This is a genomic window from Streptomyces sp. NPDC001373 (assembly GCF_042895815.1).
Taxonomy (GTDB): Bacteria; Actinomycetota; Actinomycetes; order Streptomycetales; family Streptomycetaceae; genus Streptomyces.
The window spans coordinates 229,394-251,945 of record NZ_JBIAWQ010000007.1 but is presented as its reverse complement, the minus strand read 5'-3'; the positions used below and the strand labels follow the sequence as shown (position 1 = coordinate 251,945).

The 22,552-nt window shown below is 74.3% G+C and carries 22 protein-coding genes and 1 pseudogene; 8 read left to right on the top strand and 15 right to left on the bottom strand.

Going from position 1 to position 22,552, the window contains the following annotated elements; all coding sequences use genetic code 11:
- Positions 1-277 precede the first annotated feature (277 nt).
- Positions 278-706: a hypothetical protein gene (locus tag ACFY15_RS18695; protein ID WP_390686513.1), complete on the top strand. Its 429-nt coding sequence runs from the start codon at positions 278-280 to the stop codon at positions 704-706.
- 56 nt (positions 707-762) lie between these two features.
- Here the strand turns inward: ACFY15_RS18695 and ACFY15_RS18690 are convergent, their stop codons facing one another.
- The gene (locus tag ACFY15_RS18690; protein ID WP_390686514.1) at positions 763-1,056 is read right to left on the bottom strand and encodes a hypothetical protein; all 294 of its coding nucleotides are present in this window, start codon (positions 1,054-1,056) and stop codon (positions 763-765) included.
- Positions 1,057-1,148: 92 nt separating this feature from the next.
- Here ACFY15_RS18690 and ACFY15_RS18685 point away from each other — a divergent pair, with 92 nt between their 5' ends.
- The gene (locus ACFY15_RS18685) at positions 1,149-1,604 is read left to right on the top strand and encodes a hypothetical protein (RefSeq protein ID WP_390686720.1); all 456 of its coding nucleotides are present in this window, start codon (positions 1,149-1,151) and stop codon (positions 1,602-1,604) included.
- 90 nt (positions 1,605-1,694) lie between these two features.
- A complete protein-coding gene (locus ACFY15_RS18680) occupies positions 1,695-2,129 on the top strand; it encodes an ArsR/SmtB family transcription factor (protein ID WP_390825799.1) in 435 nt (144 codons plus the stop codon).
- Here the strand turns inward: ACFY15_RS18680 and ACFY15_RS18675 are convergent.
- The gene (locus tag ACFY15_RS18675) at positions 2,110-4,842 is read right to left on the bottom strand and encodes a DNRLRE domain-containing protein (protein WP_390686516.1); all 2,733 of its coding nucleotides are present in this window, start codon (positions 4,840-4,842) and stop codon (positions 2,110-2,112) included. The two genes, ACFY15_RS18680 and ACFY15_RS18675, sit on opposite strands and share 20 nt — an antisense overlap.
- A gap of 144 nt (positions 4,843-4,986) precedes the next feature.
- The gene (locus ACFY15_RS18670) at positions 4,987-6,912 is read right to left on the bottom strand and encodes a glycoside hydrolase family 5 protein (RefSeq protein WP_390825798.1); all 1,926 of its coding nucleotides are present in this window, start codon (positions 6,910-6,912) and stop codon (positions 4,987-4,989) included.
- Positions 6,913-7,182: 270 nt separating this feature from the next.
- Between ACFY15_RS18670 and ACFY15_RS18665 the strand changes: the two genes are divergently transcribed.
- Together ACFY15_RS18665 and ACFY15_RS18660 are read left to right on the top strand one after the other, a co-directional pair.
- On the top strand, positions 7,183-7,653 hold the full coding sequence (locus ACFY15_RS18665) for a Crp/Fnr family transcriptional regulator (protein ID WP_390686518.1): 471 nt from the start codon (positions 7,183-7,185) through the stop codon (positions 7,651-7,653).
- Positions 7,654-7,972: 319 nt separating this feature from the next.
- Entirely contained in the window at positions 7,973-8,374 is a 402-nt protein-coding gene (locus tag ACFY15_RS18660) for a subtilase-type protease inhibitor (protein ID WP_390686519.1), read from the top strand.
- 81 nt (positions 8,375-8,455) lie between these two features.
- Here ACFY15_RS18660 and ACFY15_RS18655 read toward each other — a convergent pair whose 3' ends face one another.
- Both ACFY15_RS18655 and ACFY15_RS18650 read right to left on the bottom strand, forming a co-directional pair.
- Positions 8,456-9,298: a GNAT family N-acetyltransferase gene (locus ACFY15_RS18655; RefSeq protein WP_390686520.1), complete on the bottom strand. Its 843-nt coding sequence runs from the start codon at positions 9,296-9,298 to the stop codon at positions 8,456-8,458.
- 22 nt (positions 9,299-9,320) lie between these two features.
- Positions 9,321-9,803, bottom strand: a complete 483-nt coding sequence (locus tag ACFY15_RS18650; RefSeq protein WP_390686521.1) for a hypothetical protein — start codon at positions 9,801-9,803, stop codon at positions 9,321-9,323.
- A 181-nt stretch (positions 9,804-9,984) separates the two neighbouring features.
- Here ACFY15_RS18650 and ACFY15_RS18645 point away from each other — a divergent pair, with 181 nt between their 5' ends.
- Entirely contained in the window at positions 9,985-10,707 is a 723-nt protein-coding gene (locus tag ACFY15_RS18645; RefSeq protein WP_390686522.1) for an NAD-dependent deacetylase, read from the top strand.
- Here the strand turns inward: ACFY15_RS18645 and ACFY15_RS18640 are convergent.
- From ACFY15_RS18640 to ACFY15_RS18610, 7 genes are all read right to left on the bottom strand, one after another.
- Entirely contained in the window at positions 10,704-11,198 is a 495-nt protein-coding gene (locus ACFY15_RS18640; protein ID WP_390686523.1) for a VOC family protein, read from the bottom strand. The two genes, ACFY15_RS18645 and ACFY15_RS18640, sit on opposite strands and share 4 nt — an antisense overlap.
- A gap of 130 nt (positions 11,199-11,328) precedes the next feature.
- Entirely contained in the window at positions 11,329-14,895 is a 3,567-nt protein-coding gene (locus ACFY15_RS18635; RefSeq protein ID WP_390686524.1) for a CDP-glycerol glycerophosphotransferase family protein, read from the bottom strand.
- 196 nt (positions 14,896-15,091) lie between these two features.
- Positions 15,092-15,466 (bottom strand): hypothetical protein, encoded by a 375-nt coding sequence (locus ACFY15_RS18630; RefSeq protein WP_390686525.1) that lies wholly within the window; start codon positions 15,464-15,466, stop codon positions 15,092-15,094.
- A 48-nt stretch (positions 15,467-15,514) separates the two neighbouring features.
- Positions 15,515-15,949 carry a roadblock/LC7 domain-containing protein gene (locus tag ACFY15_RS18625; protein WP_390686721.1) on the bottom strand — a complete coding sequence of 145 codons (435 nt, stop codon included), beginning with the start codon at positions 15,947-15,949 and terminating at the stop codon, positions 15,515-15,517.
- A gap of 83 nt (positions 15,950-16,032) precedes the next feature.
- Positions 16,033-16,818 (bottom strand): transcriptional regulator, encoded by a 786-nt coding sequence (locus ACFY15_RS18620; RefSeq protein ID WP_390686526.1) that lies wholly within the window; start codon positions 16,816-16,818, stop codon positions 16,033-16,035.
- Positions 16,815-17,225: a hypothetical protein gene (locus ACFY15_RS18615; RefSeq protein WP_390686527.1), complete on the bottom strand. Its 411-nt coding sequence runs from the start codon at positions 17,223-17,225 to the stop codon at positions 16,815-16,817. Before ACFY15_RS18615 ends, ACFY15_RS18620 begins: the two co-directional genes overlap by 4 nt.
- A gap of 255 nt (positions 17,226-17,480) precedes the next feature.
- Positions 17,481-18,044, bottom strand: coding sequence for a TetR/AcrR family transcriptional regulator (locus ACFY15_RS18610; protein ID WP_390686528.1), 564 nt, complete (start codon positions 18,042-18,044; stop codon positions 17,481-17,483).
- A gap of 129 nt (positions 18,045-18,173) precedes the next feature.
- Between ACFY15_RS18610 and ACFY15_RS18605 the strand changes: the two genes are divergently transcribed.
- Positions 18,174-19,421 carry a helix-turn-helix domain-containing protein gene (locus tag ACFY15_RS18605; RefSeq protein ID WP_390686529.1) on the top strand — a complete coding sequence of 416 codons (1,248 nt, stop codon included), beginning with the start codon at positions 18,174-18,176 and terminating at the stop codon, positions 19,419-19,421.
- On the opposite strand, the gene ACFY15_RS18600 is transcribed toward ACFY15_RS18605, so the two are convergent.
- The gene (locus ACFY15_RS18600; RefSeq protein WP_390686530.1) at positions 19,333-21,279 is read right to left on the bottom strand and encodes an APC family permease; all 1,947 of its coding nucleotides are present in this window, start codon (positions 21,277-21,279) and stop codon (positions 19,333-19,335) included. The two genes, ACFY15_RS18605 and ACFY15_RS18600, sit on opposite strands and share 89 nt — an antisense overlap.
- Positions 21,280-21,381: 102 nt before the next feature.
- Positions 21,382-21,858 (bottom strand): (2Fe-2S)-binding protein, encoded by a 477-nt coding sequence (locus ACFY15_RS18595; protein ID WP_390686531.1) that lies wholly within the window; start codon positions 21,856-21,858, stop codon positions 21,382-21,384.
- 105 nt (positions 21,859-21,963) lie between these two features.
- On the opposite strand from ACFY15_RS18595, the gene ACFY15_RS18590 reads away from it, so the two are divergent.
- Positions 21,964-22,092 carry a hypothetical protein gene (locus ACFY15_RS18590; RefSeq protein WP_390686532.1) on the top strand — a complete coding sequence of 43 codons (129 nt, stop codon included), beginning with the start codon at positions 21,964-21,966 and terminating at the stop codon, positions 22,090-22,092.
- Between the two features lie 20 nt (positions 22,093-22,112).
- Here the strand turns inward: ACFY15_RS18590 and ACFY15_RS18585 are convergent.
- Positions 22,113-22,277, bottom strand: a pseudogene (locus ACFY15_RS18585) (molybdopterin cofactor-binding domain-containing protein); the annotation flags it as partial.
- Positions 22,278-22,552 lie beyond the last annotated feature (275 nt).

The following is a 22,552-nucleotide window of genomic DNA, read 5'->3' as shown; positions in this document are numbered from 1 at the left end:
TCTTTCCGTCCGGGACCACTCCGGTCAAGCCGGGTGTCCGATCCGTCCCATCCATCCGCTCTCGGTCCTTCCGGCCGCGGCTGAGGTGGACCGCCACCGTGAGTGCGGCCGCCGGCGTCAGGGCGGCTCCGGTTCCGCGGCCGTCGGGGCCCTTTCCGGCCGGCCCTGTGGAGAATCGGTTCACCAGGGTGGTCGGGCCGTTCCCCTCCGCCTCCTCCATCACCCGGAAGCGTGAGCTTCGCGGCCGGGCGGCCCCGGACTGCGGCATGGTGGTCGGGTGCTGTTACGCCGCGCCGCCTTCCCTCTCTCCCTCCTGGCCCTCCTGGCGAGCGCCGGCTGCGTCTCCGTCGGCCCGGAGCCCGGCGCCCCGGGCCCCGCCCGGGGTTCCGCACCGCCTGTCGGCGCCCCGGATCCCGTACGCCCCCCGCCGGCCCCGCCGGAGCTGCCGCTCCCCCTGGGCGAGGTTCCGGAACCGAGCACCGCACCCGACCCGGACCCGGCCCCCGCAGCGCCCGCACCCACGGTCCGGCCGCCCGCCGAGCGCCCGGCGAAGCCCGCCCCGCCCCGCCGTGCCCGGCCTCCCAAACCCGCGCCCCCGCGCCGCGCGGCGCGGCCGCTCCCGCGCGGGGAGGAGCTGTGCGAGGCGGCGGAGGGGACGGTCCCGCCGGCTGTCGTCGACCTGTGCGTCCGCCAGTACGGCCGCTGACCCGCGCGCAAGGGCGGCGCCGGGCCGCCCGGCGGACCGGAACCCGGGGCGGCCGGTCAGCGGGGCACCCGGACCGGCCGCCTCCTGAGGGCCCCGCAGCGGCTGCGGACCGTCCGGCGGGCCGTCCGCAGCCGGCGCACCGCGCCGTGGCCGCGCCGGCTCCACTCGGCGCGCGGCAGCCCAACGCGCCGGCCGCCTCCGGTGATCAGGGCGTTGACGGGGGCATGAGGGTCGGCGCCCAGGCCCTTGGCGGCCAGGACCCCGACCACGAGCGGTACGAGGGCCACGGCGAGGGCGGAACCGGCGCAGGTCACCCGGCGCAGGTGCGGGCGGGAGGTCGTCGAGGTCATGCCGTCATTCCAGCAGCGGCGCCGCGCCGGGGAATCGGCGCGGGTACTCAGGCCGTTGACCCGGGGTACTCAGATCGCGGAGGGCGGGCGTGGTGGCGGATCCGCAGGAGTGGGGCTTCGAGCCCGCGACGGGCGACGGTCCACGGCCGCCGGAGGCCGGGCGGGCCGCCGAGCTGCGCACGGCGTACGAGGGGATGGTGCAGATCCGCCGCCTGCTGACCGGCAGTGCCCGCGCGCCCGCCCCGTGGGAGCTGCGGAGGGCGCCGCGGGCGGTGGCCCTCGTGCTGGAGGCGGCCGGTTTCCCGCCGTCGGCGGTGGACGCCGGCGGCCGGCGCAGCCGCACCGGCTACCGGGTGTCGGCCGGGACGGACGCGCCGGCGGAGGTCGGCTGGGTGGGCCCGCCCGGAAGCGGGGCGGCCGGGGAGGAACAGGAGCGGCTGACGGCGTGCGCGGCGGAGCTGGAGCGCCACGGCTGGGACTGCCTGCTGTACCGGGGCCCGCGCGGGCGCCGGTTCCTGGAGGTGCGCGCGCCTCACCCCGCGGGGTGAGGCGCGCCCGCCGGGGCGCCGCGGCTCAGGCCGCGTCGCCGTGGCGCGACAGGCGCAGGGCGTCGGCGGCCATGAGGAGGGTGGAGCCTCGTGGACCAGGACCGCCGGTCCGATGCCCGGACCGAGGGCGGTGGCGGGGACGAGGACGGCCATGGCCCGGTAGAAGCCGTCGGCGAAGGGCTCGCCGGTGAGGGCCCCTGCCGGCGGCCGATCGCGGCGGCGCCGGCGGCGAGCATCCGCAGGTCCGTGCAGCGCCTCGCCTCGCCCGCCCGGATCCGCGTCCTGGCCCGGTTGCCGGAGGCGCCGTGTCCGGTCGGGGAGCCGGCCGGGGCACTCCGCCTCGGCCGGCCCACCGTCTCCGACCGCCTGCACCCGCTACGCCGCCTCGACCTCGTGGCCGGCCGGCGCGACGGGCGCAGCGTGGTCTACGAGCTGCGCGACGAGCACGTCACCGCCCTGCTGCGGCAGGTGCCGGAGCCCGTGCACCACGGCCGCCGGGCGTGGCTCACGGCGCCCCGAAGGTGAGCGTCAGCCGCGGCGTCGCCTCGCCGGCCGCCGCCTCCGAGGACCACAGCCACAGGGCGTCGGTCCCCGCGCTGGTCAGCGCCAGGCTGTACGGGCCGCCCAGGGCGCCCGCGACGGCCGCCGTGTCCAGCCCGGCGGTGTGGACCGCCGAGCCGTCCGGGATCCCGGGGAAGGCGCCGAGGGCCGGAACGCCCGTGCCCGGGCGGTTGTCGTACGTGGTCCCGGCCTCCGTCCACGCGCCGGTGACCGGGACGACCGAGACGGTGTCCGTGGTGCCGGCACCGGCCATGGTGCTCGTCTTCACGCTGAGCGTGGCCGACTTGAGGACCTTGCCCGCCGGGGCGGCCGGCAGGCCGAAGCGCAGGTAGCTCGTGTACAGGGAGGTCCCGCGGACCGCCAGGGAACCGGAGGTGCCGTAGTTGGTGCCCGGGGCGCCCGCGTTGGCGTACGTGTCCTCCGCCGCGGTGACCTGGACGACCGAGTCGGCCGGGGCGGAGGCCAGGGCGAAGTGGTTCTGCACCTGGGCCGCGCTCAGGACGGTCGGGTAGATCGCGGTCTCGTCGAGCAGGCCCGCCCAGTGCTCGCTCGTCGGCCGGTCCGGCCAGCCGCCGAGCCCGTCGAAACCGGCGCGCCAGTAGCCCGCGAAGTTCTCGTGGGTGGTGACGCCCAGGGTGCCCCGCTGAAGGCCGTCCACGTACAGGGCCATCCCGCCGGGCCCCTGGGTGGCGACGACGTGGTGCCACTTGTCGTCGTTGAACGCGGCGGCCGTGGTGATGGTGCGCGTGGCACCCGTGTAGACGCCGTAGACCAGCCGGCCGTCATCGGTCATGTAGACGTGCTTGTCGTACTGGCTGCTGCCGTTGGTCTGCTGGTTGCCGAACCCGATGAGCTTGCCGCCCCGGGTGGTGCCGGTCCTGAACCAGGTCTCGATGCTGTAGGTGCTGCCCACCGTCTGGCGGCGGTCCGCGTAGACGTGCGCGTCGGTGCCGTTGAAGCCGATCGCCGTGCTCGGGCCGGTCACCGCACCCGGGCTCTGGCGCAGGGCCGGGGCGTGGTGGTGCACGCCCGCCTGGTTGCCGCCGTCCGAGGAGTCCGCGACGTACGGCAGCACCGTGTCGTCGTAGCGCCAGTAGAGCTGGGCGCCGTCCGCGCGGACCTGGTTCGCGTAGGCCTCCGCCGAGGTGGGGACGGTCACGCCCGCCGGGGCGGAGAGGGCGCTGGTGTTGCCCGCCGCGTCGGTGGCCGTCACCCGGTAGGTGTACGACTGTCCCGGCTGGGCGGTGGTGTCGGTCCAGGAGGCCTGCGGGCGCTTGAAGAACAGCGAGTCCGCGGTGACCGTCCCGATCGGGGAGGCCGCGCCGTTGCGGTAGATCCGGTAGGTGAGCGCGCTGTCGTCCAGGTCGAGGCTGGTGCGCCAGCGCACCTGGACCTCGCCCGGCCTGACGCTCGCCGCGCTGGCGACGGGGACCGTCGGCGCGCCCGTGTCGCCGGTGGAGGAGAAACGGGTCAGGCTCTGCTGCGCCGCCCCGTTGACGGTGGTGAACTCACCGCCGACCCACAGGTACGGCGTGCCGTCCTTGGAGCCGACGGTCATCACGCGCGGGCCGATGCCCTCGCCGACGCCGTCGTTGGTGTCGGGCGCCCAGCCCAGCTTGCCGACGCTGGTGGTGGGCTGGGCCAGCAGGTGGTGGCGCTGGCCGTCGGGGTACTCGCCGACGCTGGAGCAGTCGTGCGCGTGCGAAGCGCTGTAGAGCACGTTCCGGTACGGCAGCACGGCCTGGGTGGCGCCCAGGCAGGTGTCGCGCCAGCGCTGGTTGAAGTCGGAGAGGTTCAGGGCGATGCGTCCGTCGAAGACTCCGCCGCCGGTGCCCTCGTTGGCGGTGTAGAAGCCCGTGGCGTCGGTCGCGATGTCCTTGACCACGGAGTGGGTCTCGATGAAACCGGGATAGCCCTTCGTCAGGGCGCCGCTGGCGGCGTCGACGACGGCCAGCGCGTGCGTGTTCGTCCCGTTCACGGTGAAGAAGTCGCCGCCGAGCAGGACGTTCCCGCCGTCCGGGGTGACCTCGACGGCTCGGCCGGGCTCGTCGGCGTCGGCCCGGAAGGGGCGCACCGCCCCGTCCGCGGCGGCGACGGCGGCGAAGCGCTGCCGGGGCCGGCCGCTCACGGTGAGGAAGTCGCCGCCCGCGTAGACCGTGTCGCCGGTGACGGCGATGGCCCGCACGGTGGCCGCGAAGGCGGGGCGGAAGGAGGGCTTGACGGTGCAGGTCGCCACGTCGATGGCGGCCATGCTGGAGACCGGGGTGCCGTTGACCGCGCCGAAGTAGCCGCCCGCGTAGAGCGTCTTCTTGTCCGGCGACAGGGTGAGCGCGCGGACGGTCGCGGTGCCGCTGCCGATGGTGAAGGACAGGGTGCAGGAGGTCGGGGCGCCGGTCGCCGCGTCGAGGGCGGCGAAGTTCACGGCCTGCTGCTCGCCGCCCGCCCCGCCAGCGGGCGGGCGCACGGCGGAGAAGGTCCCGCCGACGAAGACGGTGCCCCCGGCCTCGGCCAGGGCCCAGACGATGCCGTTGGGCTGCCAGGTGGGCAGCGCGTCGGCGGTGAAGGCCACGGGCGGGGTGATGGCGGCGGCCTGTGGGACGGGCCCGAGCCCCAGGAACGCGCCGGTACCGGCCAGGCACAGGGCGAGAGCGGCTGCCGGCCCTCTGGATCTACGCATGAACCCCCCAGTTCGGTGTCCGTTGTCCGTACGGGCGCACCCTAGGTCGGATTGCCCCCGCGGTCACCAGGGCCGACCGGACGAATACCGAACGGCTGCCGGGCCGGGGGGAGGTCCGCGCCCCTCCCCCGGGCTCCGGGCGCCTCAGCCCGCGGGCAGCGCCCGGCAGAGCAGGGACGCCGGGGAGGGGCGGAACCCGGCCCGTCCGGTGAAGGCGATGCCCGCCGCGTACTCGGTGGGCAGGCACTGGCCCTTGTAGTGGCCGGAGGCGAAGTCGGCGCCCGGGTTCCCGGCAGGGCGGTCGTCGCCCCGGTCGAACCAGACCGTACGGCCGGCACCCGCGAGCGGGAGCCGCGAGGGGGCGCACAGGGCGGCCGAGACCCGGTCGCCGCGCAGGCTGTAACCGATGAGGAACTGCCCGGCCGGGCACTGGAGTTTCGTGTAGCCGGTGGCCCAGTCGCCGCCCGGCGGCACGTACGACTCGTCGCGGACCACCGTCTGGGAGCCGCCCGGGGCCCGCAGGTCCGAGGTGGAGCACAGCCCGCGCCCGCCGGTGTGGCTCAGGCCCGCCAGGCGGGCGCCGTCGGGGCAGACCGCCTTGCGGGCGCCGGCTTCCCAGTCCCCGGCGGCCCGGCTGAGCAGCGAGGCGTTGTGGTCGCGGTGGTCGGTGCTGAGCTGGTACCAGGAGGGGGTGGCGGGGACCGGGCCGGTGCGGCCGACGGCGGCGGTCAGCGCGGTCCAGGGGGCGGTGCGCCAGTCGGCGGGATCCAGGACCCCCCAGCGCCGGCCGGTGTTGTCGTAGCGGAGCATCGCCCAGCTGTCGCCGCCGGGGGCGCCCTGGGCGGTGGTGCTCCAGCCGACGAGCGGCCAGTACGCGAAGTCGGCGTCGGAGGAGGCCAGGTAGCCGGTCATGTTCTGGAACCAGGCGCGCGGCGCGGCTCCGTTCTCGTCGGCGCCGATGCCGAACTCGCTGATCCACACCGGCGCGGTGAAGTGCGCGCCCGTCTCGGCGGAGACGAAGAAGGCCTGGTCGTAGAGGGTCTGTTCGAGCTGGGCCCGGCTCATGTCCTGGTAGCGGGGGTCATGGGTCTCGCCGAGGCCCGTCGCGCCGCTGTGGTGGGGGCCGGTGTAGCCGTAGAAGTGGGCCGAATAGACCAGCTTGTTCGAGACGACCAGGGTGTGGGAGAGGGTGCGGACGGGCGTGAGGGTCGGGCGGCCGTGCGGGAGTCCGTCGACCGGGATCCCCGTCCAGTTGATGCCCTCGACGACGATGAGCAGGTTCGGGTTGGCCTCGGTCAGGATCCGGTCGGCGGCCTCCTGCGAGGCGGCTTGCCAGTCGTGTCCGTCGCCCAGGCCCCAGTTGGGGTCGTCCCAGGTGTCGCGGCGGACCTCGTTGTAGAGGTCGGCGCCGACCACGCGGGGGTTGTCGCGGTAGCGGCGGGCCAGGAAGACCCAGTCGTCGGCCCACTGGGCGGTGGAACGCGTGCTGTTCCAGCGTTCGTTGCCGTCGAGCCCGCAGCACCAGCGGGTGGTTCCGGTGTGGTTGTTGAGGATGACCGCGAAGCCCGCGTCGGTGAGGGCGGCGACAACGGCGTCGTAGACCTGGAGCGGGGTGCGGCCGCGCAGCGCCGGGTTGGCGGCGACCGCCGCGTCCGGGACGGGGGCGGTGGTGTGGAGCATCTCGTTGGAGAAGGGGAGCCGGATGCTGTTCAGCCCGAGCGCGCGGAAGTCGGCGAGCAGCGTGGGCAGCGCGACCCGGTCCAGGCCGAGGGGGATGCCGTGGGAGTCCTGGCCCGCGTGGTGGGTGGCGGGGTCGCTGCGGTCGCCGGAGCCGCTCCAGGAGCCCTGAGCGCCGTCCCAGTTGCCGGAGCGCAGCCGGAAGCGGTTGCCCTGCGCGTCGACGACGTACCGGCCCCGGGTGGACAGCGGGGGCGTCCACGGCGCGGGCTCGGCGGACTGCGGGGCCGGCGGCGCGGCCGGTACGGCGGCCAGGGCGGGGGCGGCGGCCGGAAGAATACCGCCGCCCGCCAGGAGCAGCACGCTCAACAGCACCCGTACAAGGCTTTTCATCTGGCTCCCACCCGTTTCGGCCGCCCCGTCCGGGCGGCTGCGGCGCACAAGTTACCGGCCGGTCGTACCGGAGGGAAGGCACCTGGGCACCCCGGTACCGCGGGCCCCGGCGGTCCGCTACCGCACCGCCCCTCCCCCCGGCGGCCCGGCGCCCGTCCCCGGCCGCGCCCGGCCGACGCAGCCGCCTCCCCGTGCTGTGCGGCGATCCGGCCCCGGTCGGCGACACTGGGGGGAGCAGAAGGTTGCGGGGGGTCCTGAACGGAGGCCGTCGTGAGCACACCTTCCCCCATCCGGATCGCCGCCGCACTGTCCGCCGAACACCGCGGCCGGCTGATGTCCTACGCACGTGAGGTCAATTTCCCCGAGGGCGCGCGGATCTTCGAAGAGGGCGGCCGGGCGGAGGCCTTCTGGATCGTGCGCTCGGGCACGGTGACCCTGGAGATCCCGCTCCCCTCGGGCGGCCCCCGGGGCGCCGTGCCCGTCGAGAGCCTCGGACCCGGGGAGCTCGTCGGCTGGTCCTGGCTGTTCCCGCCGTACACCTGGCAACTGAGCGCCGAGGCGATGACACCGGTACGGGCCTACGAGTTCGACGGGCCGGCCGTCCGGATGCTCATGGACGCCGACCCGGCCTTCGGCTCGGCGGTCGGCCACTGGGTCGCACGGATCCTCGCGGTACGGCTCCAGCAGACCCGCACGCGCCTCCTCGACCTCTACGCCCCCCGCACCACGGCCACCCGCTGACCCCGGCGGCGCCCGCCGGGCCGCCGCGACCCCCCGGCCCGAACCCGTGGCACGCCCCCTGACCCGCCCCCGCACCCCGCTCCGTCGCCGTGCGGGGGCGTGTTCGGCCGATTCCGGGAACGCCTCCCCCACAGGTCACGGCGGCGGGGGCCACTGCGTACTGCACTCATACGCTCACGATCAGTGACGAGAAATGGCGGTACGAACGGGCGTTCCCGCTCCGGATGGGCAAGACTCGCGTCCGCTATCCGAAACACCGACCCGAGGAGTGTTCGAAATGCGGTCCATCACCAGGAGTCTGGGACTGGCTTCCGGAGCAATGGCGCTCACTGCCCTCACCGCCCTGGCCGGGACCGGAGCCGCCGACGCGGCACCGACCGGAACACAGAGCCTGTACGCCCCGTCCGCGCTCGTGGTCAGCGTGACGGCCGGTCAGAACGCCACCGACGGAACGGTGCTGCGCGCCGTGACCCTCGTGTGCGCCCCGCGCCCGGGCGGCACGCACCCGTCGCCGGCCGCGGCCTGCGCGGAGCTGAAGGCGAACGGGCGCTCGCTGGACGCACTCGCCGCCCCGCGCCCCGACACGGTCTGCACCCGGGAGTGGAACCCGGTGACGGTCACCGCCGACGGGGTGTGGCAGGGCCGCCGGATGAGCTACACGTACACCTTCGGCAACCCCTGCGGGCTGCGCAGCAGCACCGGCGTGCTCTTCGGCATCTGAGGCCGCCGCACGTGGGCGGGTCCCCCGCGGAGCGGCCGGGCGGCGCCGCCGACCGCCGCCCGGCCCCGCGGGCCCGGCCCGTCAGCCCAGTTCGAGGCTGGTGACCCCGTACAGCCCGGCCAGGTCCAGCTCCGGCGCCGGGCCGGTGTACATGCGGGCGGTCTCGAAGGCCGGGGCCAGCCCCAGCCCGGTCGCCACCGCGGCCGCGGCCGGATTCACGTCGGGCACGTCCACCGCCACCTCCCCGTCGGGGGCGTGCCCGGCGAGCCGCCGCACCAGGGCGGCCGCCACCTCCGGGGAGGCCGCGTACAGGGGGCCGATCCGGGAGGCGGAGCTGCAGGGGCGGATCACGCCGAGGCCCTCGATCCGCCCGTCGCGAACGGCCGCGAGGGCGGTCCGGCCGGGCAGCGCGGTCCAGGCGGAGAGGAAGGCGTCGCGGGCCTCCGGGAAGAACCGGCGATCGTAGGCGGCGAGCCGGGCGAAGGGCAGCGAGGCCGCGTCCACGATCTCCACCCCGGTGTCGTCGCCGGGCCGCGGGACACCCGAGCAGCGCATGTTCGTCCAGGCGGAGCGGAACCCGGACTTGCGGTAGTTGTCCTGCTGTTCGACCACGCCGTCCAGCCCGACGAGCCGCCCGTCGAGCCGCTCCATCCCGGCCCGCCACAGCCGGATGCCGTAGCCCTGGCCGCGCACGTCGGGGCGGGTGATGTAGAAGCCGATGAACCCGAAGCCCCCGCCGTAGCGCACGGCGGAGATGCAGGCGACGGGTTCGCCGTCGAGCCGGCCGACGAGGAAGCCCTCCGGGTCGGCGACCGCGAAGGCGTAGCGGTCGCTGTCCCCCGGGTTCCAGCCCTCCTCGTCGGCCCAGGTGCGCAGCATCTCCATGTCGGCGGCGCTCGCGCCGGTGATCTCGAATCGCGTCATGCCGGGTGTTCTACCCCGGAAATCACCCCGCGCAGATCACGTCGTCGAGTGTGATCGGACGCGAGTCCGTGCGGACGTACGCGGTGAAGGTGTCCGTGGCCCCGGAGGCCCAGGTGGTGGTGACGGTGGCCCAGCCGACGAACGCGGCCGGCATGGCCGTGGCCGGGCCGACGGTGATGGACTGCGGCGTGCCCGGGTGGCAGAGCAGTACGTCGGTCTCCGGGGCGTGCTCCTGTTTGTCCCGGAGCAGCTGCGAGACCCGCTGGACCCGGTCCTGTTCCGAGGGGCCGTGGCTGCCGTAGAAGCTCCGCAGGAAGCGGGTGATCTCCTCCGTGGTGTGCCTCTGGTACCAGCGGGGCTGGGGGTCGGCGAGGGTGTGCCGGTGGTGCCGGACGGGGTGGGGGTCGGCGAGGGCGGCCGCCGGTGCCGACGACGCGACCAGGGGGATCAGGGCGGACACGGCGGCGACCAGCAGGGCGCCGGAGCGGTGCGGGGTGAGCGTCATGTCGGGTTTGTAACCGGCGGCCCCGGTGGTCTGCCGGGGCGCGGCGCGTTCTCACTCCGGTGGACGTGGAGATTCACCGCAGGAACGCCCCTCCGCTTGCGCCGACCGGCCCCGGGTGCGTCGCCGGGGCCGCGGCGGAATTCGTTCGCCGGCCGGTGCGGGTTCCGCCTAGGGTCGGCGCATGGGGAAGCAGCTTGTCGCAGTGTTCAGCGGGGCCGGGATGTCCACCGATTCCGGGATCCCGGACTACCGGGGGCCACAGGGGCTGTGGCGGCGCGACCCGGAGGCCGAGAAGCTCGTGACGTACGAGCACTACATGGCCGATCCGGAGATCCGCCGCCGCTCCTGGCTCATGCGCGCCGAGATCGGGGCGCTCGCGGCCCGGCCCAACGCGGCGCACCTGGCCGTGGCCGGGCTGGAGCGCGGCGGCACCCCGGTTCGGGTGATCACCCAGAACGTGGACGGGCTGCACCAGCTGGCCGGGATGCCCGAGCGGAAGGTGTTCGAGCTGCACGGGACGGCCCGGTCGGTGGTGTGCACCGGCTGCCACGCCCGCTCGCCGATGGACGGTGCCCTGGCCCGCGTCGCCGCCGGGGAGCCCGATCCGGCCTGCCTGGCCTGCGGCGGGATCCTCAAGGCGGCGACCGTGATGTTCGGGGAGCGGCTGGATCCGCAGGTGCTCGCCCAGGCGGTGGCCGTGGCCAAGGGGTGCCAGGTGTTCATCGCCGTCGGGACGACCCTCCAGGTGCAGCCCGCCGCCTCACTCGCCGGGATGGCGGCCGAGGCCGGGGCGCGGCTGATCATCGTCAACGCGGAGGAGACCCCGTACGACTCCCTGGCCGACGAGCTGGTCCGCGAGCCGATCGGCACCGCACTCCCGGCTCTGCTGGCCCGCTTCGCCTAGCCAGGCGTCCCCTCGTCGTCGGCCGCGCGGCGCATGGCCGCCACGTCGAGCTTCTTCATCCGCATCATCGCGGCGGTGGCCCGGGCGGCCCGGCCCGGGTCCGGGTCGGTGATCAGGTCGATGGCGCCCGGCGGGATGACCTGCCAGGACACCCCGAACCGGTCCTTGACCCAGCCGCAGGCCGACTCCTGGCCCCCGCCGCGGGTCAGTGCGTCGTAGTAGTAGTCCGCCTCCGGCTCGTCCGCGCAGTGGATCTGGAACGAGATGGCCTCGGTGAAGGGGAACTGGGGGCCGCCGTTGAGGCCGATGAACCGCTGGCCGTTGATCTCGAACTCGACGACCATCACCTCGCCGGCCGGGCCGGGGCCCGCATCCGTGTAGCGGCCGGTGCGCAGGATCCGGCCGTCCTTGAAGACGGAGAGGTAGTAGTCGGCGGCGGCCTCCGCGTCGCCGTCGAACCACAGGCACGTGGTGAAGCCGTTGCTGGTCATGGCCGCTGCCTCCAGGCGGTGGGTGAGGGGCGCCGGGTGGCCGTCCCTCCCCTACTGACCGGCCCCGCGCCCGAAACTCGTCGGTGGGCGCGGGGCCGGTCCGTACTCTTCACCCGATCGGGCTACAGGGTCACTTCTGGAGCATACGGTCGACGACCCGCTCGGCGGCGCGGCCGTCGTCCAGGTCGCAGAACTCGGCGCGGAACGCCGCCCGCGCCTCCGCGAACCGGGCGCCGACGGCGTCGGCGTCGCGGACGGCCGCGATCAGGCTCGCGGAGTCCCCCAGCAGCGGGCCGGGGGCCTTCTCCTCCAGGTCGAAGGTGAAGCCGCGCAGGGTGTCGCGGTAGTGCTCCAGGTCGTACGTGAACAGCAGGATCGGCTTGTCGGTCAGCGCGAAGTCGAACAGCGCGGACGAGTAGTCCGAGATCAGCACGTCGGCGACGAGCAGCAGGTCCGTGGTGTCGGGCCAGCGGGACACGTCCACGACGAAGCCGTCGCGCACGCCGTCGCGGACCTGCTCCGTCACCAGGTGGTGGCCGCGGACGAGCAGGACGTGGTCCTCGCCGAGCTCGCGGCGGGCCTCGCCCAGGTCGATCCGCAGGTCGAGCTTGTAGCCGCCGCTCCAGCCCTCGCGGTTCTCGCGCCAGGTCGGCAGGTAGAGGACGACCTTCTTGCCCTCGGGCAGGCCGAGCCGCCGGCGGACCTCCGCGATCCGCTCCGCGTCGGGGCGTACCAGGGCGTCGGTGCGCGGGCTGCCGGACTCGACGACCTCGCCCTCGTAGCCCAGGGCCCGCTTGAGAATGGGCGTGGCGTACGAGCTCGGGGAGGCGAGCAGCGTCCACTGGGCGCTGTCGTGGGCCAGGCCCTCCAGGACCTCGGGGCTGGTGTAGTAGTCGTGGACGAAGTCGTAGCCGATCTGCTTGAGCGGCGTGCCGTGCCAGGTCTGGACGACCATCTGGCCGGGGCGGCGGCGGAAGGTCGACGGGACGCTGTCGTTGACGACGTAGTAGCGGGCGCGGGCCAGGACGTCCCAGGCCTCCAGGCTGCCGTACTGGACGGCCCGGGCGGTCGGCGGGATCTCGGCGCGGCCGTCGCGGACCAGCCAGACGTGCTCCAGCTCCTCGCCCCGGCGCAGCAGTTCCTCGTGGATGGCGCGGGGGGCGTCGCCGGCGCCGCTGCCCTGGAAGGTGTCGTAGACGACCAGGTCCTTGACCGGGAGCCGGCGCTGCTCCGGGTAGGTCACGTCGCGGGCGATGCGCTGGGCGAAGCGGGAGCGGTCGTGCGGGCTCAGCAGCGGGTCGCTGACCAGGGCCATCCGGTCGTGGTGGCGGGCCTCGACGCGCATGCGGCGGCCCAGCACGGTGACCGGGTGGGGTCCGGCGTTCAGGGCGGGGCCGACGAGCTGGACGGGGGCACCGCGGTCGACGCCGAGCAGGCCGGCGGTGGTGCCGCCCTGGCTCACCGGGCGCAGGGTGGGCCACCAGCGGCCCTGCGGCAGGCTGGTGCGGCCGGCGTACGGCTCGGGGAGCACGGGCTCGAAGGAGGCCGCGAAGCGGTCCCCGTCGCGGGTGACGGGGTAGCTGAACTCGGTGCCGTGCTGGTCGTGCAGGACCAGCTCGTAGGGCTCGTCGGCGCTGTCCGCGGGGGCGTGGAAGCTGCCGCGCAGGGTCAGCGTGCCGGCCTCCGCGGAGACGGCGTCGACGAGCGGCGGGGAGGGCTGGACGGAGAGGACGAGGTGGCCGCTCTTGGCGCGCTTGGCGAAGACGGCGAGGTCCGTGTCGTCGCCGGGCAGGGGTGCGGCCAGGCCGGCGAAGCCGCCGCGCTCGTCGTGGGCCAGGGGGTGGCGGGTGCCGTCGGGGCGGACCGCGGTCAGTGTCCACACCTGGGGGCTCCACTCGCCGGGCTCCCGGACGGCGGGCGCGATGGCGCCGAGTCCGGCGAGGGGGACGACGGCGGTGAAGGGGATGCGGCCGCCCGCCGGGGCGGTGCCCAGGGTGAGCGGGATCTCGAAGCCCCTGCCGCTGGCGGTGTGCTCGGCGCGCAGGGTGACGCCCTCGCCGGCTCCGGCGGCCAGCTCGCCGGTGAGCTCCAGGGCGTCGTCGCCCGAGCGGCGGACGTCCAGGACGCGGGCGCGGACGATCTCGACCTGGACGGTGAGGGCGCCGGCGACGGTCGGCAGGATGCGGACGTCGGGGGTGACCCAGTGGGCGGGCGGGTTCATGCCGCTGTCGTGGTCGCCGCCCTTGAGGCGGGCCCGGTGCAGGCCGCCGGGGCCGGTGACGGCGATGGAGGTGGTCCATATGCCCTCACGCCACTTGCCCCCCGTCTGGAAGACGGTGGGTTCGACGACGGCGGTGAAACCGGCCCAGTCGGCGTGCCGCAGGGCGAGGTGCGGGGAGAGCACGGTGGCCATCGGGGAGGCCACCGTGCGGGTGGGTACGACGGTGCGGCGGCGCTTGCCCTGCTCGCGGAAGACGAGCATCTTGCGGGAGCCCAGACGGCTCTCGGCCCCCATGTGCCCCGGGAGGGCGTAGCCGCGCAGCAGCAGCTTGCCGTCGCTCCAGACGGCCTGCTCCAGCCGGCTGACGACGCGGCGCTCGCGCGGGCCGAGGGTCAGCAGCTTCGGCGGGACCGGGGCCCTGAGGAAGGGGTAGTCGGCCTGCGGGCGGGCCAGGCCCTTGACCGGCACGCTGTAGGAGAAGTCCCGCTGGTGGTGGAGGAGGGCGATGAACTCCTCGACGCGGCCCTCGCGGGCCAGGTACGCCTTGAGCCGGTCGGCGACCGTGAGGTCGGTCCAGGGGTCGGTGCCGATCTCACGGATGAGGCCGCCGACCTCCTTGACGAAGGCGGCGCGGAAGTCGTCCCCGCCCTCGGCGACGTACTTGTAGATGAGCGGGAGCTCCTCGCTCAGCACGTTGTGGTCGTAGTCCCGCAGGTAGCGGGCGTACTTCTCGCCGGTCTTGCCGAGCAGGGCCTCGCGGACCAGGCGTACGGAGGTGACGCGGTCGATGACGGAGACCGGGTCGGTGGAGCGCTGGGTGATGGAGCGCTCGCCCGTCTCGCGGACGCGCCAGTGGTAGACGACGTCGCTGATCACGTCGACGCTCTTGGCGAAGTAGTGCGCGGGGACGCTGACGGGGGCGTCCTCGTAGAGGATGCCCTCGGGGTACTGGAACCCGTGCTCCTCCCAGAAGTCGCGCCGGTAGACCTTGTTCCAGGCGGTGCGGTCGGTGACCAGCGCCGGGAACTTGGAGATGTGGGTCTTCAGCCGGGTGTTCGCGAACGCGACGCGGTGGCCCCAGGACTGCTGCGCGCCGACGGAGCGGAAGCGCTTGACGTTGCCGGCGGCGAAATCGGAGCCGGTGGTGTCGAGGGCCTCGATCAGCTTCTGGTAGGCGTCGGCCGGCATGGTGTCGTCGCTGTCGACGAACGCCAGGTACTCGGTACCCGGCGAGGCGTGCCGGAAGCCTACGTTCCGTGCGGCGCCGAGACCGGCGTTGTCCTGGAGGACCACCCGGAAGCGCTTGTCACGCTCGGCGAAGGCCTTCGCAAGGACCGCACTGCTGTCCGTGGACCCGTCGTCGACGATGACGACCTCGAAGTCGTCGAACGTCTGAGCCGCTAGGGATTCGAGGCACTCGTCGAGGTAGAGCTCGACGTTGAACACGGGTACGACGATGCTCAGGCGCGGGGGCATGGGTGACGGGTTCTCCAGCGTATTTATCTTTGTCGACCGGGTTGATGATCAGCCAATTACAGCATCTTACTCGGTAACAGGATGATAAAGCTGACCCATCTCGGACATACCGCTCGGTCCGCCGGGGCGGACGGCAAAGAATTCAGCCGCCCGCCACCGCGCCGTCGCGAGCCCCGCGGGGCCGCCGTGAGGACCGTCAGACCTCCAGACTCTCCTCGATCTTCTTCAGCTGATGGCGCGCCATGGCCAGGTTGGCCCGGCCCCGGTCGAGCGCGAGGTAGAGGAAGAACCCCTCGCTGTTGCGTCCCTTCATCAGCCTGATCAGGTGGTACTGGCCACCGAGAGTGATCAGGATGTCCTCGATCTCGTCCTTCAGGCCAAGCATCTCCATGGTGCGGACCTTGGCCCGGACCACGTCGGTGTTCCCGGCCGCGGCGACCGTCAGGTCCAGGTCCTTGCCGCCGCCGACGTGGCCGAGCGCCATGCCGCTGCCGTAGTCGACGAGGGCCGCGCCGATCGCGCCTTCGATGCTGGTGGTGGCTTCCTTCAGGGCGGTTTCCACGTTGACCATGAGTCTTCCTTTGCAGTCGTTTGCGATTGGCTTGATCTGTCGTTTCCGTCAGGGGCGGTCGGGCCCGTCCGGCGGCGGCGCCGCGGGACCGGAGCGGCGCCCCAGGCTGTGCTCGATGAGTTCGGTGATCCGGACGCTGGAGCGGCGGGCCTCCAGGTGGAGGCGGCCGACGTTGACGCGTGGCTCGGCGATCAGGGTGAGGACGGCCGCCTCCCCCGCGGCGTACGTGGCGATGTAGCCGTGCTCGCCGCGTACGAGCAGCTCGCGGAAGCCGCCCTGGCCGGTGCAGTCGCTGAGCCGCTGGGCCACCCCGAGGGCGGCGGCGGTCAGGGCGGCGAGGGACTCGACCTCGGTGGCGGCGCTGTCCTGGGCCAGGACCAGGCCGTCGACGCTCGCGGCGAGGGCCCCGCTCAGCTGGGGGACCCGGGCCCGCAGCCGACGGAGCTCGGCGAGTATCTCGGCCTCGGCCTCGGCGGGCACCATCACGGTGTTCAAGTCGGCCTTCCTCCCTTCGGGCGGCCTCCGCTCGGAGCGGTCGGCTCGCAGAACCGGTCGCAGCGGGAGCCTCACAGGCTTGCCTCCAGTGCGTCGCGTAAGCGGCGGAGCAGCGCCACGTCCGGGGATTGGGCCTGGATCATCCAGTCGGGCAGGGGTGCGGCCGGCGGCGGGGCCGGCGGGTTGTGCGGTGTCTCGACGAGTCCGGCCGCCGCCAGTCTTCGGACGTCGAGCAGGGTGTGGAAGGCGGGCCGTCCGAGTACCCAGGCCAGGTCGGCGGGGGTCCGTACGCCGTCCGCCTGCGCCAGGAGGGCGCGCTGGCGGGCGGTGACGATCTGCCCGGGCGCGGCCGGCCGGGGCACGACCGGGGCGGTGTCGAGCCTCGGGTACGGCCAGACCGCGTCGAGCAGCTCGCGGCGGCGGCGGGTCTCACGCTCCACGGCGGCCGCGGGGACGGAGCGGACGGAGCCGATCCAGTGGGTGGCTCCGCGGCGGAACCGGGAGGGGCCGCTGCCCGGGGAGAGGGCGAAGAAGGCGGCGTCGAAGATCGCGGCTATGTGGCAGATCTCCAGCTCCCCGCCGGCCAGGCCCCCGCTGTCCACGAGGAACCGCGCGACCTGGCGGGTGGCCCCGGCCTCGCTGACGGCCTCGTTCCAGCGCTCGGGGGCCAGGCCGCCGCCGGTGGTGAGCAGGACGTCCAGCCCCGGGGTGGAGGGGCTCTCGGCGTGTACGACGCGGCCGTCCTCGAGGAACAGGGTGCCGCGGTCGCGCAGCAGGGCACCGGTGGCGCGCTCGGCGGCCAGCCGGGTCAGCAGGGGCGAGACGGCGGCCAGGCCCTGGACGGGAGCGGCGGTCACCGGAGCACCAGCCCTTCGGCGAGGGTGCGGAGTCTGATCCGGGCCAGCGCGAGGTTGCCCTCCGCCCGGTCGAGCCACAGATGGAGGAAGACACTGCTGTCGAAGCTGGTCTCGACGAAACGGAGCACGTGGTAGCCGGTCCGGGTGGTGACGATCAGGTCCTCGACGGGCGGGCCCGCGGGTCCCGCACCCACCGGGAGCGCCACGGGGGCGGGCTGGGCGAAGGACTCGTACTCGGCGGCCGCCCGGGCCAGTTCGGCGGTCTCGGCGGCGGTGGTCTCGTGGTCGCCGACGGGGGACTCCCCGGCGGTGCCCAGCGCCAGTCCGCTGCTCCAGTCGACCAGCGCGGCCCCCCGCGCACCCGGCAGGGCCATGGCTTCGAGCAGGCATTCGTCGATCCCGGGCACGCGGGCTCCCCTCCCGGCCGGACGTGCTGGGCGCACGGTCGTCGTACGGCGTGACAGGAGGGAACTTACTCAAGTTCCACACTGTGGACGGGTGTTCTGGCATTTTCCGCTGGAACATGCGCGGTCGCGCGTGGCAGCTTGGCCGGAACCCGTTTGTTTTTGATCAAGAATGTCGTCGCGTGCCCGTCAACCGCACCGGAAGGGGAACGTCCGGCCCGAACGCCCGTCTCCTGGCCGTACCCACGGCCGTTCCGGTCATGCCTCGGGCCCCTCCGGGAGCAGGCGCTCCACCATCACTCCGAGGAGCGGTTCGACCGGGTGGGCGTCGAGCAGCGCGGGCACGGTGAGGTCGTCCACGATCAGGCCCTGCATCGCGAAGTAGAGCAGTTCCACGCCCTGCCGGTCCCCGGGCAGCCCCGCCTCCAGGTGCCCGGCGATGTTCGCCTCCAGCTCGGCGGCCAGGAACGCGGACAGCTCCTCGCGGAGTTCGGGCCGGCGCGTGGCCTCCAGGCGGAGCTCCAGAACGGCGATCTGCACGCTGGGCTCGCGCCGCAGCCGGCCCAGGAGCCGGCGCAGCAGCTCCACGGTGTCGAGCGGGCCGGCGAGTTCGGCGGGGTCCGGGGCGAGACGCTCGCGGGTACGGCGCAGGATCTGCGCCAGCAGCTGGCCGCGGTGCGCGAAGTAGTTGGAGGCGGTGCCGGTCGGGACCCCGGCCTCCTTGTCCACGGCGCGCAGGGTCAGCCCCCGGGAGCCCTCGCGGGCCAGGACCTCGATGGCGGCGTCGAGCAGCGCGGCCCGGCGTTCCGGATTCTGGCGCATGGCGGTTCCCCTGGGGTCGGGCGGCGGGCGTGGTGTGACCACTGCGGGTGCAGTGCTCACACCACGCTAGCGGACCCGCCCGATCCGGGCCCTCCCCACCGCCCCCTCCCCCGTGTCACCCTGCCCGTCATGGAGCGGATCATCGAGGAGATACGCGAGGACCTGAACCGCCGGATCGCCGTCGCGGCGGACCGGCTCACGGACCGGACCCTGACCGAGGACCCCGCCTACGCCGCCCTGCTCGGCCGGGCCGAGCTGCGCGAGCGGATCCACCACACCCTGCACCAGGCCGTCGACGGCCTGGTGCGCACCTCCCGCGGGGAGCCGGTGGAGCTGGCGGACGCCCGGGCCACGGGCGCGCTGCGGGCCGGGCAGGGTCTGCCGTTCGCCTCCCTGCGGCGCGCCTACCGCCGCGGCGGGAGGCTGGTGTGGCAGTGCCTGACCGAGGCGGTGGCGGCGCACGACCGGGCGGCGCTGCCCGGGCTGCTGGCCGGGGCGGGCGCGCTGTGGGACGTACTGGACCAGCTGGCGGACGCCGCGTCGGAGGCGTACCACCGCGCCGGGGCCGAGCAGGGGGAACGGGAGCGCGAGCGGCGCACGGCCCTGCTGGACGCACTGCTCGACGACTCCGCGGCGGCCGCGCGGACCCCGGAGACGGTGGCCTCCGCCGCCGCACGGCTGGGCCTGCCGGAACGCGGCCGCTTCGCGGTCGTGGTGCTGGGCCCTGGCGGCTCCGGCGGCGTGACCGGGGCGGGGCCGGACGCCCCGCGGGTGCTGTGGCGGATCCGGGCCGACGGGGAGACCGGCCTCGCCGAGCTGGGCCACCACCCGCTGGAGGCCCTGGGGGCCCTGCTCTCCCCGCTCGCGGTGCGCGCCGGGATCAGCCCGGTGGTCGGGTCCCCGGGCGAGCTGGGCGGGGCCCGCCGGCTGGCGGCGCTCGCGCTGCGGGCCGCGCCGCCCCCGTCCGGGGCCGGAGTCGCGCTGCTCGACGAGCGGATCCCGGCGGCGCTGGTCGCGGCCGACCCGGAACTCGCGGCCCGGCTGCGGGAGGTGGTGCTGGGCCCGGTGCTGGCGCTGCCGCCGCAGGAGGCGCGGGTGCTGCTGCTCACCCTGGGCACCTGGCTGGCCTGCCAGGGCTCGACCACGTACGCCGCGCAGCGGCTCTACTGCCACCGCAACACCGTCTCCAACCGGCTGCGGCGCCTGGAGCAGCTCACCGGCCGCGCCCTGTCGGACCCGGCTCACGTGGTGGAACTGGCTCTGGCGCACGCGGCGGTGGCCCAGCGCGCTACGGCCGCGGCGCCCGGGCCGCCGGCTGCGGGTGGCGGGCCGACTCCAGCAGGTACGGCACGTCGATCACCGCGATCCCCGGGGTGAACAGCAGCCGCGCCTTGAGCCGCAGCGCGTTCTGGTTGTGCAGGGGCTGCTCCCACCAGTGCCCGACGACGTACTCGGGGATGACCACCGAGAGCATGTCGGTGCCCTCGGCGGCCGCGGCCTCCTCCACGTAGGCCACCACCGGGCCGACCACCTCCCGGTAGGGCGAGTGGAGCACCTTCAGCGGCATGCCCGGGTCGATCTCGGCCCAGGCCTCGCGCAGCCCCCGCGCCTCCTGCTCGTCGGCGGCCACGGAGAGCGCTCCGAGGGTGTCGGGCCGCAGCCCCTGGGCGTAGCCGAGGGCCTTGAGCGTCGGTGCCTGCACGTTCGCGACGAGGACGACGACGTGGTGGCGGGCCGGTTTGCGCGGCCGCTCGCCGGGGGCGACGGCCACCTGCCCGGCCACCCGGTCGTAGTGGCGGCGGACACCCTTCATCCCGAGGAAGAGGACGGGCATGGCGATCACGACCAGCCAGGCGCCGTGCGTGAACTTGGTGGTCAGGACGATGACCAGGACCACGGCGGTCATGACCGCGCCGACCGCGTTGATGGCGAGCCGGCGGTGGATGTGGACCCGCCCGGCGCGAGGGGTGCCCGGGGAGGCGAGCTCGCGCCGCCAGTGCCGGACCATGCCGGCCTGGGAGAGGGTGAAGGAGACGAAGACGCCGATGATGTAGAGCTGGATGAGGCGGGTCAGTTCGGCGTCGAAGGCGACGATGAGGGCGATGGCGGCGAGGGCGAGCAGGACGACGCCGTTGGAGTAGACGAGCCGGTCGCCCCGGTTGTACAGCTGGCGCGGGGCGTAGTGGTCCTTGGCGAGGATCGAGGCCAGCATCGGGAAGCCGTTGAAGGCGGTGTTCGCGGCGAGGATCAGCACCCCGGCGGTGGCGGCCTGGAGCAGGTAGAAGAGGAGGTGCCAGTCCCCGAAGGTGGCCCGGCCGATCTGGGCGAGGGCGGTGGACATCGGGGTGCCCGGGGGCAGGCCGAGCTCGGTGGGGTCGGCGGCGACGTGCACCCGGTAGACCATGGCGAGGGCGGTGATGCCGGCGAACATGGTCACGGACAGCGCGCCCATCGCGGCGAGGGTGGCCGCCGCGTTCCTGGCCTTGGGCTTGCGGAAGGCGGGCACGCCGTTGCTGATGGCCTCGACGCCGGTGAGGGCGGTGCAGCCGGAGGCGAAGGCGCGCAGGGCGAGGAAGACGACGGCGATGCCGGTGTAGGTGCCGGTCGCTTCGATCGGCAGGTGGGCGGACTCGGCGCGGATGGTGGCGCCGGTGCCCAGACGGACGGCGGCGACGGCGAACATGACGTAGACGACCAGCACGAACCCGTAGGTGGGGACGGCGAAGACGCGCCCCGACTCCCGCACCCCGCGCAGGTTCATGACGGTGAGCAGCACCACGAAGGCGACGGACAGGGCGACTTGGTGGTCGCTGAGGGAGGGGATGGCCGAGGTGATGGCGGCGACCCCGGAGACCACGGACACGGCGACGGTCATCACGTAGTCGACGAGCAGGGCGCTGGCGGCCGTGAGGGCGGCGGTGGCGCCCAGGTTCTCGGAGCTGACGACGTACGCGCCCCCGCCGCCGGGGTAGGCGTGGCAGGTCTGCCGGTAGGAGGCGACGACGACCACCATCAGGAAGACGATGGCGGCGGCCGCGTACCAGGCGAGGTGGAGCAGGGCGACTCCGCCGAGGGCGAGGATCAGCAGGATCTCCTCGGTGGCGTAGGCCACCGAGGAGAGCGGGTCGCTGCAGAAGATGGGCAGGGCGAGCCGTTTGGGGAGCAGCGTCTCGCCCAGGCGCGCGGTGTCGAGGGGCTCACCGACCAGCAGCCGTTTCGCATTGATTCGCCTCATTCCGCGAGGGATATCAATGTCCCGCGGATTTCGGGCGTCCACGCGCGGTACTCCGCCGGGCCGGCGTCGCCCGTACGGCCCAGGGGCGGTCCCGGACGGCCCCTACGGGAGGGAGCCCTGCTCCCGCATCCGGGCGGCGGCGCCGTGGATGGCCTCGCGGATGCGGAAGTACGTGCCGCAGCGGCAGATGTTGGCGATGGCGTCGATGTCCTCGTCCGTGGGTTCGGCGGTCCGACGGAGCAGGGCCACGGCGGCCATGATCTGCCCGGGCTGGCAGAAACCGCACTGGGCGACGTCCTGTTCGAGCCAGGACTCCTGGACGGGGTGCAGCCGGTCGCCGTCCGCGAGCCCCTCGATGGTGGTGACCCGCCGGCCCGCGCAGGCCGACACCGGCACCACGCAGGGGCGGACGTCGACTCCGTCGAGGTGGCTGGTGCAGGCCTCGCAGACGTCCACCCCGCAGCCGTACTTGGGGCCGGTGATCCCCAGCATGTCGCGGAGCACCCACAGCAGGGGCAGGTTGTCGGGCGCGTCGACGGTGACGCTCCGTCCGTTGACGGTGAAGGTGTGCGAGGGCACGGCGGGGTACTCCGGTGGTCAGCGCGGGTAGGGGTGAAGTCGACGTCGAAGTCGAGGGGGAAGCTGCGGGGCTTGGAACCGGTCGCCCGGGCCCAGGCGTTGGCGATGGCTCCCACGGCGGCGGGCACGCCGAGCTCCCCCGCACCGCCCGGCTCGGTGCCGGTCGCCGGGAGCACGAAGACCCGTACGTCCTGCGGGGTGTCGCGCTGCTTCGCCCAGTGGAACTGGCTGTAGCTGCCCTCCAGCGGCAACCCCCTGTCCAGGTGCAGCCCGGCGCGCAGGGTGGTGGAGATCGCGTCGGTGAGCCCGCCGATCATCTGGGCCTCCAGCCCGCGCGGGTTGACGGGCAGGCCCACGTCGACGGAGATGACCGCCCGGGTGACGCGGACGTGATCCGGGTCGCGGGTGTCGATCTCCACCAGGCAGGCGGTGCGCGACTTGTACTCCTCGTGGAAGGCGATGCCCTGGGCGCAGCCGGCCGGCAGGGCGCGCCCCCACTGCCCTTCGGTGGCCGCCTTGGCTCGTTACCGACACGTAGGGTAGCGATCGCCGGGTGGGCCGGGAAGCGGAAGTGACGGACGGGGTCCTTCGTTCGGGTGGGCACCGTCCTGCCTTCCGGGTGGCCGCGCAGGCCCCGGGCCCTCGCTCACCTCGCCCGTACGATCGAGCCGCCCCGCCCGGAAGGCCGATTTCC